Annotated in this window: 15 protein-coding genes; 1 reads left to right on the forward strand and 14 read right to left on the reverse strand. The window is 58.1% G+C overall.

Features of this window, described 5'->3' with window-relative positions:
* Positions 1-89: 89 nt before the first annotated feature.
* The 13 genes from EH31_RS16335 to EH31_RS16395 all read right to left on the reverse strand — a co-directional run bounded on the left by EH31_RS16335 (position 90) and on the right by EH31_RS16395 (position 12,151).
* Positions 90-1,613 carry a peptide chain release factor 3 gene (locus EH31_RS16335; protein WP_034962390.1) on the reverse strand — a complete coding sequence of 508 codons (1,524 nt, stop codon included), beginning with the start codon at positions 1,611-1,613 and terminating at the stop codon, positions 90-92.
* Positions 1,610-2,488, reverse strand: a complete 879-nt coding sequence (locus tag EH31_RS16340; protein ID WP_034962392.1) for an alpha/beta fold hydrolase — start codon at positions 2,486-2,488, stop codon at positions 1,610-1,612. The genes EH31_RS16335 and EH31_RS16340 overlap by 4 nt, the downstream gene beginning before the upstream one ends.
* Positions 2,485-4,884: a phenylalanine--tRNA ligase subunit beta gene (pheT, locus tag EH31_RS16345; RefSeq protein WP_034962394.1), complete on the reverse strand. Its 2,400-nt coding sequence runs from the start codon at positions 4,882-4,884 to the stop codon at positions 2,485-2,487. Before pheT ends, EH31_RS16340 begins: the two co-directional genes overlap by 4 nt.
* On the reverse strand, positions 4,881-5,996 hold the full coding sequence (gene pheS, locus EH31_RS16350) for a phenylalanine--tRNA ligase subunit alpha (protein ID WP_034962395.1): 1,116 nt from the start codon (positions 5,994-5,996) through the stop codon (positions 4,881-4,883). The genes pheT and pheS overlap by 4 nt, the downstream gene beginning before the upstream one ends.
* Positions 5,997-6,074: 78 nt before the next feature.
* Positions 6,075-6,998 carry a helix-turn-helix domain-containing protein gene (locus tag EH31_RS16355; protein ID WP_051699384.1) on the reverse strand — a complete coding sequence of 308 codons (924 nt, stop codon included), beginning with the start codon at positions 6,996-6,998 and terminating at the stop codon, positions 6,075-6,077.
* Positions 6,982-7,923, reverse strand: a complete 942-nt coding sequence (locus tag EH31_RS16360) for a helix-turn-helix domain-containing protein (protein WP_081853473.1) — start codon at positions 7,921-7,923, stop codon at positions 6,982-6,984. Before EH31_RS16360 ends, EH31_RS16355 begins: the two co-directional genes overlap by 17 nt.
* Positions 7,924-8,105: 182 nt before the next feature.
* Positions 8,106-8,465 carry a 50S ribosomal protein L20 gene (rplT, locus tag EH31_RS16365; protein WP_034962397.1) on the reverse strand — a complete coding sequence of 120 codons (360 nt, stop codon included), beginning with the start codon at positions 8,463-8,465 and terminating at the stop codon, positions 8,106-8,108.
* Between the two features lie 23 nt (positions 8,466-8,488).
* On the reverse strand, positions 8,489-8,692 hold the full coding sequence (gene rpmI, locus EH31_RS16370) for a 50S ribosomal protein L35 (RefSeq protein WP_034962450.1): 204 nt from the start codon (positions 8,690-8,692) through the stop codon (positions 8,489-8,491).
* A gap of 306 nt (positions 8,693-8,998) precedes the next feature.
* Positions 8,999-9,445, reverse strand: coding sequence for a gamma-glutamylcyclotransferase family protein (locus EH31_RS16375; protein WP_051699380.1), 447 nt, complete (start codon positions 9,443-9,445; stop codon positions 8,999-9,001).
* Positions 9,446-9,458: 13 nt separating this feature from the next.
* The gene (locus EH31_RS16380) at positions 9,459-10,256 is read right to left on the reverse strand and encodes an inositol monophosphatase family protein (protein WP_034962399.1); all 798 of its coding nucleotides are present in this window, start codon (positions 10,254-10,256) and stop codon (positions 9,459-9,461) included.
* Positions 10,257-10,265: 9 nt separating this feature from the next.
* Entirely contained in the window at positions 10,266-10,637 is a 372-nt protein-coding gene (locus EH31_RS16385) for a hypothetical protein (RefSeq protein WP_034962400.1), read from the reverse strand.
* Complete coding sequence (locus tag EH31_RS16390) at positions 10,637-11,572, reverse strand: ribose-phosphate pyrophosphokinase (RefSeq protein ID WP_034962403.1); 936 nt, start codon at positions 11,570-11,572, stop codon at positions 10,637-10,639. The genes EH31_RS16385 and EH31_RS16390 overlap by 1 nt, the downstream gene beginning before the upstream one ends.
* A gap of 111 nt (positions 11,573-11,683) precedes the next feature.
* A complete protein-coding gene (locus EH31_RS16395; protein WP_152553619.1) occupies positions 11,684-12,151 on the reverse strand; it encodes a hypothetical protein in 468 nt (155 codons plus the stop codon).
* A gap of 378 nt (positions 12,152-12,529) precedes the next feature.
* On the opposite strand from EH31_RS16395, the gene EH31_RS16400 reads away from it, so the two are divergent.
* Positions 12,530-12,817 (forward strand): hypothetical protein, encoded by a 288-nt coding sequence (locus EH31_RS16400; protein WP_034962406.1) that lies wholly within the window; start codon positions 12,530-12,532, stop codon positions 12,815-12,817.
* A gap of 58 nt (positions 12,818-12,875) precedes the next feature.
* Here EH31_RS16400 and glpX read toward each other — a convergent pair whose 3' ends face one another.
* Positions 12,876-13,868 carry a class II fructose-bisphosphatase gene (gene glpX, locus EH31_RS16405; protein ID WP_034962454.1) on the reverse strand — a complete coding sequence of 331 codons (993 nt, stop codon included), beginning with the start codon at positions 13,866-13,868 and terminating at the stop codon, positions 12,876-12,878.
* Positions 13,869-13,931 lie beyond the last annotated feature (63 nt).

The following is a 13,931-nucleotide window of genomic DNA, read 5'->3' on the forward strand; positions in this document are numbered from 1 at the left end:
ATTTCGCGCTTGTTGTCCCCCCAGCAAAGCATGGCCTTCGATAGACCACAAACCAGGGCGGGTCAAAAATCCCACAAAACCCGCCGCGCTTAACGCTCTTTAGTAGCGGAGAAACTGAGCTCGGGATTCTTTTCAACCTGATAATTCACATCCCAAGGCGATTTTGCCATAAAGACAAGGTCTCCGTCCCGGTCGCGAGCAAGATTGGCGCGGTTGAAGCTTTCAAACTCATCCAGCAATTTTGCATCACCTTTGAGCCAACGCGCAGTCGCAAAGGGGGAGGCTTCAAGAGCCGCCTCCACCTTATACTCGGCCGAAAGCCGCGAGATAAGCACATCCAACTGAAGCTGTCCGACAACACCCACGATATGCTGCGCGCCGATCTCTGGGTAGAAAACCTGAATGACCCCTTCTTCGGAAAGGTCGTCGAGAGCTTTTCTGAGCTGTTTGGTCTTGGTCGGGTCTTTCAATTGCACGCGGCGCAGAATCTCCGGCGCAAAGTTGGGCAGGCCGGTAAAACGCAGCTGGTTCTTCTCTGACAAAGTGTCGCCTACGCGCAAAGTGCCGTGGTTTGGAATGCCGATGATATCGCCCGCTTCCGCCGTATCGGCAATCTCGCGGTCCTGCGCAAAAAACAGGATAGGAGAGTGGATCGCAATCGGTTTTCCAAGCCCCGACGGTATCAGCTTCATGCCCCGCTTAAACGTCCCCGACACCTGACGCATAAAGGCGATGCGGTCGCGGTGATTGGGGTCCATGTTAGCCTGAACCTTGAAGATAAAGCCTGAGACCTCGCCGTGGTCGGGCGCGATTTGCTTGTCCCCTGCAGGTTGCGCGCGCGGAGGCGGGGCAATTCGGGCAATCGCTTCGATCAATTCGGTGACGCCAAAGTTTTTGAGCGCTGATCCGAAATAAACAGGCGTCAGATCGCCATTGCGATAGGCTTCGAGGTCGAATTCGGGATAGCCTATTTGCGCCAGCTCAACGTTCTCGGCGATCTCTTCGGGTAGATCGAAGTCTGCAACCCGCTTGCCTTTGAATTCGCGCGATGGGCCTTCTGGCACGACCACTTCGCCGCTCGCAAAGTCGAGAATGCCTTGGAATTCTCCTCCCATGCCGACCGGATACATTTGCGGCGAAACATCGAGCGCAAGCATGTCTGCAATCTCGTCGAGCAGTTCAAAGACCGGCCGTCCCTCACGATCAACCTTGTTGACGAAGGTGATGATCGGAACAGAGCGCAGGCGGCAGACTTCAAAGAGCTTACGCGTTTGCGGCTCGATACCTTTTGCCGCGTCAATCACCATGATAGCAGAATCCACTGCAGTGAGCGTGCGATAGGTGTCTTCGGAAAAATCCTCGTGGCCCGGCGTATCAAGCAGGTTGAAGGTAACGCCCTCTCGCTCAAACGTCATCACAGACGAGGTGACCGAAATGCCGCGCTGCTGCTCGATTTTCATCCAGTCAGAGCGTGCACGCCGCTGATCGCCGCGCGCCTTCACCTCGCCCGCCAAGTGGATCGCGCCGCCTTGCAGGAGGAGCTTCTCGGTGAGCGTGGTCTTACCAGCGTCAGGGTGCGAAATGATCGCGAAAGTGCGGCGATTGGACGTCATGACTGGCTCGGCTTTCTTGGCCCTTCGATCGCTGCGATGAACTGAGAGACAGAATGCAGAATGAGGTCCCAGGTCGAAGTGTTGAAATACATGTGCCCTGCACCCGGCAGGGATTGAAAGGCGCCGTCAAGCGCGATCTGCGCTGCCTTGGCTCCGTGATCGGGTGGCACCAATGGATCGTGTTCGCCGGTTAGATAAAGCATCGGCACATTGCAATGGCTCAGCTCCTCAGCCAGCTCGTCCGGCGTTGTCGAGACCGCGTGAATATGGTTCTCAGCAATCTGGTGGTTCGAAGCGGAGCCCTCGTATAGCGCCCTAGTATAGGCCCGTGCTCTTGGCTCTTCAACGTCAAGCTCGCCGTTCAATATGCGCCAGCTTGCCATCCATCCCGGAAAGTCAGCCTCGAAGTCGCCGGAGGGCTGGTTAGCCATTAACAGCGGCCAAAGGCTCTCATCAGGAGATGAAAGACCAAGCCGCTCCTTTCCTTCTTCGGAGAAGATCGGACCTGAGGCCATGGCGACACAGCCGCTCACCCGGTTGGATTGACGGCAGGCAATCAGCTGAGCGATGTAACCGCCCATTGAATGACCCACGATACAGGCCTGGGCCGCGCCAACGGCGTGCTGCAGGGCGAGCACATCGCTCATCAGAGCCTCAATGTCATATGGAGCTTCAAAATGCGCTGAATGACCCGTGTCGCGATGCCAGAAGCGGAGCACTTGCCGCCGATCATTCGAAAGCGCCTCACAAAAGTCGTCCGGCCAGAACTGTGCGGGAGCTCCGGCACCCGCGATCAACATGACCAGTGGATCGCGCCGGTCTCCGGACACCTCATAATGAAGCTCAACACCCTTGTTCGTGCAGACAAGGCTCAACCGCGCAGCTCCGCTCCAACTTTGGCCGCTGCTGCCACGACGGTGTCGGCAATCGCTTTCAGCTCTTTGTCTTTAAAGCTCTTGTCCTGCGGTTGCAGTGTGACCTCGATTGCGATGGACTTTTGTCCTTCGCGCACGCCCTCACCGGTGAAGACGTCAAAGACGCGCGCACCCGTGATATTCACCTTGTCCGATCCGCGCACCGATTTGAGCAGGTCTTCGGCTGCAAGGTCAGCGGGCACCAAGAAGGCGAAATCGCGCGTCACTGCTTGAAGCGCGGGCGGCGTGAAGCTTGGCCGGGCAAAGCTTACAGGACCCTTGCCCGCCTTTTTCGCGGGGATGGCATCGAGGAACAGCTCAACCGCTGCCACCGGTCCGTCCATGTCGAAGGCCTTGAGCGTTGCAGGGTGCATCATGCCAAAGCGGGCAAGAATATTCTTGGGACCGAGGCGCAAGGTGGCTGATTGGCCCGGATGGAACTGGTCGCCCGCCTCTCCCATGACCATCAAGCGCCCAGTGGGAGCACCTGCTGCTTCAAGCAAAGTGAGAGCAGCAGCCTTCGCATCGTAAGCATCAAAACTTGCCGCTTTGCCATTGGCCCAGCCGCGCTGCGTTTTTTCACCGGACAGCACCACACCAAGGGTGGCGCGTTCGTCGCTCGCACCGTTCTTACCCTTGAAATAGCGACGACCCAGTTCAAACACGCGCGTTGATCCTGCACCGCGATCAGTATTGCGTTTGGCTGCCATCAATAGACCCGGGATGAGCGAAGGCCGCATGACCTTCATGTCTTCGCTGATCGGGTTGCTGAGCTTCCACAGATCATCGGTTACGGTGAAATGCGCCGCGACGTCTTCGGGCAAGAACGACCATGTAATCGCTTCATCAAGCCCGCTTCCAGCCGCTGCTCGGCGCAATTTGCGCTCGAGCATTTGCTGCCCGCTCGCGGTTGGACGAGCAACGCCATCAACGCGCGGCAAAGGCACGCTTTCAACCTTATCGAGGCCGTGAATACGCACGACCTCTTCAACCAAGTCAGCAGGCCCTTCGATGTCATTGCGGCGCAGCGGGCAAGTCACTTGCCAGTCGCTCGAGACCTCAAAGCCAAGGTTTGTCAGGATCGCGCGCTGCTCGTCTTCGGCCACGTCCACACCGCCGAGGCGTTTGGTCAACGCGGTGTCGAAGCCAACCACTTTTGCCTCGCTTGGAGGAGAGCCTACGTGCACAGCCTCGCTCGCCGTTCCGCCAGCAAGCTCGGTGATAAGCCCTGTGAGAAGGTCGAGGCCCTGCTCCAGAAACTCAGGATCAACGCCGCGCTCAAACCGTGTCCGCGCATCGGTCGCAAGGCCAAGCTTGCGCCCTGTCACACCGATGCGAGCCGGATCGAAATAAGCGATTTCCAAGAGCACATCAGATGTCTCATCCTGAACCCCTGTGTCCTCGCCGCCCATGACCCCGCCGATCCCAAGGACCTTTGCATCATCCGCGATAACGGTCATGGTCTCGTCGAGGGTATAGGTCTTCTCGTTCAGAGCCAGCACTTCCTCGCCTTCGGCCGCACGCCGTGCGAAAATCGCGCCTTCAAGCTTTGCCATGTCATAAACGTGCGCCGGGCGACCAAAAGCGAGCATCAGATAGTTGGTGAGGTCCACCAGGAGCGAGATTGGCTTTTGACCAGCCGACTTCAATCGCTGCTGCATCCAATCGGGTGATGGTCCGTTTTTGACGCTCTTGATCACGCGGCCATAGAATGCAGGGCAGCCTTCCGCATCATCGGTGCGGATTTCGATAGGGCACGCGCCAGACGCTTCAAACTTGGGCACTGCGATGGGCTTCAAAGTGCCCAATCCCGCCGCTGCCAAATCGCGCGCAATGCCGTAAACACCCATGCAATCGGGGCGGTTGGGTGTGATGGCCACGTCGATGATTGGAGACGAGCCTTGGTAGTCGGCAAAGCTGTGACCAACGCTTGCATCGTCGGGCAATTCGATGATGCCATCGTGATCTTCGCCAAGGTCAAGCTCGCGCGCGGAACACATCATGCCGGTGCTCTCAACCCCGCGGATAGCCGCCTTGCGCAGTTCCATGCCGTTAGACGGCACAACCGCGCCCGGAAGGCCCAAAACGCCTTTCATCCCGGCGCGCGCATTGGGAGCGCCGCAGACGACCTGAACCGGATCACCTTCACCCGTATCGACGCTGAGCACCTGAAGCTTGTCCGCATCCGGGTGCTTTTCGGCCGAAAGGACATGCGCCACGCGGAAACCTGCGAGCGTTAGGGAAGGGTCTTCAACCCCCTCGACTTCGTGCCCAATGCTGGTCAGCGCGTCGCAGATTTCTTGCAGGGTCGCCTCTGTGTCGAGGTGGTCTTTCAGCCATGTGGTTGAGAACTTCATGGTCGCACTCCTACACCTGCAGAAAGCGTCGGCTGATCATAGGGCGAGAAGCCATAGTGGGCGAGCCAGCGCGGATCACCGTCGAAGAAGGCGCGCAAATCGTTCATTCCGTATTTGAGCATCGCAATGCGGTCGATACCAAGGCCAAAGGCGAACCCTTGGTACTTGTCAGCGTCAATGCCAGCGAATTCGAGCACGCGGCGGTTGACCATGCCGCTGCCGCCCAATTCCATCCAATCATGGCCATCCTCATCGCCGTGGCCGCCCACGACGCGGCGCCCCCCTTCTTTACCGGCGCCTTCGTTGGAATAGCCAACGTCGACTTCGACCGACGGTTCGGTGAAGGGGAAGTAGGAGGGGCGCAGACGCAGCACGATGTCCTCGCGCTCAAAGAAGGCCTTGAAGAAAGTCTCGAGCGTCCATTTGAGGTGGCCAAGGTGAATGTCCTCATCCACGACCAGCCCTTCGACTTGGTGGAACATCGGCGTGTGCGTCGCATCGCTGTCAGAGCGATAAACCCGGCCCGGCGCGATCAGGCGGATCGGTGCGCCTTCGCTTTTCAGACTGCGGATTTGCACTGGCGATGTGTGTGTGCGCAGCAGCATCGAGGCTCCATCTTGCGCCTTATCCGGGAAGTAGAACGTATCGTGCATCGCGCGCGCAGGGTGACTTTCATCCATATTGAGCGCGGTGAAATTGTGCCAATCGTCCTCGATCTCTGGCCCGGTGGCGACAGAAAACCCGAGGTCGGCAAAAATCTCGGCGAGCTCATCCATCACTTGGCTAACCGGGTGGATCGAACCCTTGGGCTGGTCTGGCGCTGGAAGGGTGAGATCAATCGTCTCGCTCGTCAATTGCGCCTCAAGAGCGGCCGTTTCCAGCTCGGCTTTCTTCGCGTCAAGCGCGGCCGCCACTTCGCCGCGAACCGCCTGAATGGCAGGGGCTGCCTCTTTGCGTTCGTCCGGGCTCATTTGGCCAAGGGTCTTGAGCGCCAAGCTCACCCAGCCTTTTTTGCCAAGCACACCAACGCGCTGCTCTTCGAGCGCGTCGAGTGTGGTCGCTGCCTCAATAGCGGCAAGGGCTGTCTGTTTCTGATCTGTCAATTCGGTCATCAATTACGCTTTCCAATTGGCCGGTCCGCTAGCGAGAATCGCGCCCCTTTGCAAAGCGCGTTTCGCATGATCTTGCGATTAGTCCGCCTTGGGGTCGTGCAAACCCTGCACTGCCTGCCCTGCAATTGCCATGCGCGCCTGCGCAGCGGCCATAAGAATAGGCTTGTCGAGCTTAGCATAAGCGCTCGGGCTCATACCCATAAAGCGCTTGAAATCACGAACGAAATGGGCCTGATCGTGATAGTGTTGATCCAGTGTGCTGAGCCACTTCATCGAAGGGTCGAGCATGAATTTGGACAAGCTTCGCAAAAACCGTTGGCGTCGCAGCAAAAGCTTGGGCGAAAAGCCAAAAGCGCGCTTTGAAAGGCGTTCGAGGGAACGAACATTCATCGCAACTTCCTTGGCCAATTGGGCGACTGTTCCAATTCTGGAGTCCACTATAGCGGTATTGACTGCATGAATGGCCCGCATATCGCAGGTGTCCTTCAAACACAGCGCCTCCATATGAGCCTCAATAAGAGCCAACTCCTCAGCAAAATCGCGGCTGCTGCTGCGGGACAATGCGTTTGCTAATGGATGAAAGGCCCAGAAGGCCGGATCCTTCAGCCCATCGACCACCCTGTCGGTGTATTCGCTCGCCGGTGCACCGAACAAAGCGGCCCAGCCAAGCGGCATTAGGCCAACACCCCAGCTTTTACCCGGCCCCATTCGGAAGCGCGGCGCGATTGACGTCGGGCCAGCAACTGCAAATTCGGGCACGATTTCCAAAGGGGCGCTTCCGATCGCACTCTGAGACATCCCTTTCTCGATAAAGCGCAGATTGGCCCATTCAGGATGCAGGCGGTCTTCGATCATTGCATCGGCGTCGGATGACGTAACCTGCGTACAATAATACGTCGTTACATAGGGGGTGAGCCTGGCTGAGGGCAGCGCAAAGCGGATTGAAACTGATATCTGCGTTCCAGCGCTCACGCCAGCGTCTGCCCTATTCGAGATCGTCATCGGCCTGACGCGGCCCATCTAGTGCTTGAGCGGCACTGCCCCATACTCGCTCGCGCGCCTCCATGAAGGAGGTCATTATTGGGTGTTCCAATCTTGCATATTTGCTTGGCGTCATGGTCATGAATTCAGTGAATTCGCGGGTAAACTGCGCCTGATCGTGATATTCCTCATCCATCGCCTCGGTCCACAAAGCCCCGCGGTGTAGCATGTAGCTTGTCAGGCTCCGGGTGAACCGCTGGCGGCGCATCAACCGTTTTGGCGTGAAGCCGAAATAGCGGCGGCAAACGCGTTCAAGAGTGCGCACACTCATCGCGCAGGCATCGGCAAGGCGTGCCACCGCAAGATGATCACCGTTCACCAGAGCATCATGAATGCGCACGATTTTGTCCTCATCGCGCGATGGCCGCATCATCGATTCCATCGTCTGTCTGATCGCGGTCAATTGCTCCTCAACATCCGCGTCTGGATTGCACAGGACGTCAGAAAGGCCATCGAACTTAGCAAAGACCTCGTCTTGCGCACCATCAAACAGAGTATTGCTGTAGTTGCAGGCCTCGGCATCAATCAGCCGGGCCCAGCCCAATGGCAAAATCCCGATACCCCAAATCCGCGAGGTCCCGATGCTGAAACGGTTCGCAACTGAGCTTGGACCGGTTGCAACAAAGCGTGCACCCGACAGTTTCTGGCCTGAGATATGAGACTTGGGAGTGGACCCTGCGAAGAACCGCAAATTGGCCCATTCGGGTTGAAGATAGTCATGAACCTCGCCGCCATCGGCGACATCAAGTTTCAATTGATAGAAGGTAGTGAAACACCCCTCAAACTGGGGAGGTGCTGGATGAAACACGGCTCGGACCGAGTGCGATGGACCGCTGATCGGTTCAGCATGGGTCGCTCGGCCATCTGGGTGTTTCGCCTTAGACATCGGCGTCATTTGGCGCAGTTGTCGAAAAACTACAAGATTATAGGCGCAAACCTACAATCTCAGACCTTTTGCAAAAGCGCCCTTTTTCGCCTGAGAAAGCGAAAGGGGCCCAGCGCCGATGATAGCGCCAGGCCCCTTTTGTGTACTCATCATCTCATTATGCCAGGATCACCTGGTCAAAATTAAGCTGGAAGTGCGTCTTTCGCCTGAACGATGATCGCTTTGAACGCTGCTTCTTCGTGCATCGCAAGATCGGCCATGACTTTACGGTCAAGCTCGATCCCGGCGAGCTTCACACCGTGCATGAACTGCGAGTATGTGAGGCCTTCAGCGCGAACAGCTGCGTTGATGCGTTGGATCCAGAGCGCGCGGAAGCTGCGCTTCTTCGCCTTACGGTCGCGGTAGGCGTATTGGCCTGCTTTTTCGACCGCCTGACGGGCGATGCGGATCGTGTTCTTGCGGCGGCCGCGGTAACCTTTGGCCTGGTCAAGAAGACGTTTGTGTTTCTGGCGCGTGGTAACGCCGCGTTTAATGCGTGGCATATCTTTATCTCCTGACTAAGCGATCAATCGAGCCCGTATGGGGCCCATTTTTTGATCGTCTTCGTGTCCGGGTCAGATGCGACCGAGGTTCCACGGTTCTGGCGGATATACTTCGCATTGTGGCTGATCAGACGGTGGCGTTTACCCGCAACACCGTGCTTGACCTTGCCAGTTGCGGTGATTTTGAAGCGCTTCTTCACACCGCTTTTGGTCTTAAGCTTGGGCATTTTCATCTCCTTCATAAAGAGACACATTGGCTCAGCCCTGGCAGCCCTTGTCGCCAGGCCGAACGCTCAAATACGTGTCGGTAGGCGGCGGCACATAACGAATTTGCACATAGATGCAAGTGATTCGGTGCCTTGCCGCTGCCAGAGTTTGACACACTTGACACACTGTTCAGGGCCAAAGAACGTCCCCTTGGAGCGACCGGGCCTAACAGAGGGCCCAAAAGCGATTAGGTGAAGCGGTCCATGGCGGCCCGTTTACCCTGAGATGCCGGAGTAGGAAAATGCTGGCCAAGCAGCAGGGGTGTTTCATCCACCCGAATAGGCCCCTCCCGAATAGATTGGGCGACCCGTCTCTTCGAGCCACTGTGCAAAATTGCCGCTGGCAATAAGCTGCGCGCCCTCGGGCAGATCATCGGTCCAGATGTATGCATCAGCCTCAGTGTCGCCATAGCCGTCCCATCCATCGACCGGCACAGCTTGCCGCGTGTAGCTTGGCCCTTCAAAGTCATCGACCGGCCCGATGTCGACATGGGATGCCTCATGAATCGCGCCGTGGACCACGGTCGAGTGACGCGCCTGCGTCAGAATCAGCGCGGGGTGCCAGCCATGATCGGTCGGTATTGCATAAAGCACCCCTTGCGTTGTCGCGGGCGCTCCCATGCCAAGACCTTTCAGAAACGGCCAATCGCCGCCGTCGGGCCCGAGACCTTCCTGGAGGACGCCGTAGAAGAAGAGGTGGGTAGGTTGGGTCATGGCATGATCGGCTCTAGTGATTGTGCTGTGCGCCGCCACCCATCGCCGCCATCACATCCTCCAACCGCGCCGGGTCGCCAAGCGCTATCACCGAACCATCGCTTTCGGCATCCAGCGGATTGCCCTGCCAATCGCTCATGATCCCGCCTGCGCCTTCGACCACGGGAACAAGCGCCGCGTAATCGTGGAGCTTGAGGCCGCTTTCCATCACAAGGTCGATCTGGCCGCTCGCCAGAAGCGCATAGTTATAACAATCCCCGCCATAGATCGGGAAAGGCATTTTGGGGTAGGCGTTGGTGACCACGTTTAGCCATGCGTCTGCCTCTTGCGCGCTAAAGCAATGGGGCGACGTGGTGGCCATGCTCATGCCCTCTACCGCGCGGCAGGGACGCGTCTTCACCGCTTTGCCATTGAGGGTCGTCACCTCGCCCACGCGCCCTGCCCAGCGTTCGCGCTGGATCGGCTGGTCGATAATGCCCAGCACTGGCCAGCCATCTTGCATGAGCGCAATCAGCGTGCCGAAAATGGCGCGGCCTGCGACAAAGCTTTGTGTGCCATCGATGGGATCGAGCACCCATTGGCGCCCTGCGCCTTCGTTCGTGCGGCCGTATTCTTCGCCGATAATACCATCATCGGGGCGTTCTTCCTCGATCATCTTGCGCATGACCGCCTCGGCCCCTCGGTCCGCCTCGGTGACGGCAGAGGAGTCCTCTTTCGTCTCCGCCTCCCAGTCGCCGCGAAACAGCGGGCGGATTACGGAACCGGCGGCATCAGCAAGGCGGTTGGCGAAGTCTAGATCGGCTGGAGTCATGGGCGTTCTTTAGCGATCTTGCCAGTAATCAAAAGCCCGCTTTTGATGAAACCTAACATAGGCCTTGGCCTCGGCTCCCTCCCAATCGAGTGGCCAGGCAAGCCCGGTTTCTTTGGCCATTTCCTCTGCAAGATGTGAGCGATTTACAAACCAGCCTTGCCCCGGGAGCCCATCGGACTGGCGCACAACCAGAACCGCTAGGTCTGGTTCGCCATCAAGGCGGCCATCTTGATCGATTGTATCGAGCACAGCGCACAGCGCCCTCATCTTGGGCCGGGTGAAGCGGTAACCGAGCAATTGCAGCATCTGCGAATAGGTCAGCGCATTACCAGCACGCGCCGCGCCAATGAGTATCTCCCGGACTTCAGCCCGGTCGAACATCAGTCAAACAGGCTCGACACGCTGCTTTCATCAGCAATCCGGCGGATCGCTTCGCCCACCAGCGGGGCAATCGGAAGCGCGCGGATTTTGTCTGACGCTTCGGCGGCCTCGGTCAGCTGGATCGAATCTGAGATCACCAGCTCTTTCAGTTTCGAGCCGTCAATCCTTGCCACAGCGCCGCCCGAAAGCACACCGTGGGTGATGTAAGCTGCAACCGACTTTGCACCGTTTTCCAGCAACGCTTCGGCTGCGTTGCACAGCGTACCGCCTGAATCGACGATATCGTCGATCAAAATGCAATGGCGGTCAGAGACGTCGCCGATGATGTTCATCACCTCGGATTCCCCGGGACGATCGCGGCGTTTGTCGACGATTGCGAGCGGGGCGTTATCGAGGCGTTTTGCAAGCGCGCGCGCACGAACCACACCGCCTACGTCTGGCGAGACGACCATGAGGTCCCGGTCTCCGTAGCGCGCTTGAATATCGGCGGCCATGACGGGCGCTGCGTAAAGGTTATCTGTTGGGATATCGAAGAATCCCTGAATCTGGCCTGCGTGAAGGTCCACGGCGAGCACGCGGTCAGCGCCAGCTTCTGTGATCAAATTTGCAACCAGCTTTGCCGAGATTGGCGTGCGGGGACCCGGTTTACGGTCTTGGCGGGCATAACCGAAGTAAGGGATCACAGCCGTAATCCGCTTTGCCGACGCGCGCCTGAGCGCATCGATACAGATCAGAAGCTCCATCAGATTGTCATTGGCGGGATAGCCCGTTGGCTGAACCAGAAACATATCCTGTCCGCGCACATTCTCGTGAATTTCAACGAAGATCTCTTCGTCCGCAAACCGGCGCACACTCGCGTCGGTGAGAGGCATTTCGAGATAGGCTGCAATGGCCCGGGCGAGCGGCAGGTTCGAATTGCCGGACATGATCTTCATCGTCGCGAATCCCCGTATGTTGTGTGCTGTCCCCCGCCTAATGGAGCGTCATTGAATTGCAACACGCACAATGCGGCTTGTCTTCAATCGTGTACGCAAGAAGTGCGAAAATCACTCGTCGTAAACGAAGATCACCTGATCAGCGTTATCGACCCGGACCCAAACCTGATAATAACCCGCCTCATGCTCGCCGCGTTTATTTGCAACGGGCTTTGGAAGGCCGGTGCGCGCGTCAATCCATTGCAGGCGGACTTCGCCGTCGACCGCGATACGCCGGCCGCCCAGACGCTGGATCATCGTAAACATGTTGAGATCAAAATTTGCGTCCTGACGGCACCCCTTCACATCGATCCGCCCCGGAGTAAATTCACGCGATTTGCAGACCGTTGCCCGGCGCAGCAAATTGTAGAGTGCATCAGGCTCAATCGCGATCGTAAGTGTGCCAAAGCGTGCGTAATCCCTCCTCGAGCTCACGAAGAAGAGCTGCTCCAACGAGCCGCTGATGCTTTGCCCGCCGCCTTTAATATCGAGCAGGAACCGTCCTGCGCGTGCCTCGCCCTCGCCAGCTTCAAACGCCATTCTGAGGGCCTCGCTAGGCGTGATGCATCCGGTTTCGCAATCGGGAGAATCCTCAAGCGCTTGGGTTAACGAAGCATCTTGGGCAGCCAGCTCCGCCAAGCGCGCATCAAATGCGGGATCGGCGGCTGGGACGGCGGCTGGGACGGCGGCTGGGACGGCGCTGTTGGCGCTCAGCAGTGAGCTTTGCGCGAATAATAGCGATGCCAAAAAGACGCGGGCGACAGGCAAAGGGAGGGTCCATTAGATGTTTGCAACGTCGGATCTGATCTTGCCGGGACCGCATGAACCCGCGCTGACCACAACAGCTAGCCACCCTGAATTAACGCCGATTTAGGAACCAAGCTGCATAAAGGCGCACTCACCCAAGGAGGACGCGTCATGCGCATCATTGCAATTCCGGCGACCCTCGCCCTAACCTGTACGCTTGCGGCATGTGGCCCTCAAAGCCCTGAGGAAGTGCGCTTGGCCGGTATTGCCAAATGCGAGCGCCAGTTTGGCCAGATGGCGCCCAACCCATCGCAGGGCAACGCCTTGTGCACCTGCCTTGTCGATAGCCTGGCTGAACAAGGTTTGGAAATCACCGATATGCTTGGTCCTAACCGCGCACAGGTCGAAGGCACGACCCGCAGCTGCGCGGCCCGTGCAGGGATTTCGATTCCGGGTTAGAGCTTAACTTGGCGGCGGGCAGGACTGTCCGGGCGAGACTAAAAGTCGGCTATCGCAATCACACCCGGTGCGGCGTGATCCTGTGTTCGCCTCGGATCCAGCGCACCGTTCCTGAGCTTGCACGCATCACAACGCTGTCAGTGGTCATGATGATCGCACCGGTTGATTTGCGCCGTTTCTTGACCCCGTCCAGAAGCGACCCATCAGTCACCCCGGTAGCCGCAAAGATGCAGTCCGATTTCGCGAGCTCTTCCAGCTTGTAGATCTTATCAAGGTCCGTAATGCCCCACTTCTTGGCGCGGGCCTTTTCATCGTCATTGCGGAACAACAAACGCCCGTTGAACTGGCCTCCGACACAGCGCAATGCAGCTGCTGCAAGAACACCTTCTGGCGCGCCGCCCTGGCCCATGTAAATGTCGATCGTGGTGTCCTGATCGGTCACCGCAATAACACCGGCCACATCGCCATCGCCGATTAAGTGCACACCGCAGCCAATAGCGCGAAGCTCTGCGATAAGGTCAGCATGGCGCGGACGATCAAGGACGCAGACGTTAATTTCAGAAGGCTTCACGCCTTTGGCAGCGGCCACCGCTTCGACATTTTCTGTCGGCGTTTTGGCAAGGTCGATCACGCCGGCCGGAAGGCCAGGACCCACCGCAAGCTTGTCCATGTAAACATCGGGCGCGTTCAACAGGCCGCCCTCTTCGGACGCGGCAAGAACAGCCAGAGCATTCGGACCGGCTTTCGCAGTGATCGTCGTGCCTTCCAGCGGGTCCAATGCGATGTCGATCTTTGGCCCTTTGCCAGGAGCCCCGCCCACTTTTTCACCGATGTAGAGCATAGGAGCCTCGTCGCGCTCGCCCTCTCCGATCACAACGGTGCCGTCCATGTATAGGGTATCGAACGCCCGGCGCATGGCTTCAACCGCGGCGGCATCGGCGGCCTTTTCATCGCCGCGCCCGATCAATTGCGCCGCGGCAACCGCTGCCGCTTCGGTCACGCGCACCATTTCAAGGACGAGCATGCGGTCAATCGCATTTTCATCGCTCATATCGGTCGCGCCCTCTTTTGCGGCCAGTACATCTGTGCCAAGATCGTCCAAGTTAGTGGGAGT

Source organism: Erythrobacter longus, assembly GCF_000715015.1.
In the GTDB taxonomy this organism is placed as follows: Bacteria; Pseudomonadota; Alphaproteobacteria; order Sphingomonadales; family Sphingomonadaceae; genus Erythrobacter; species Erythrobacter longus.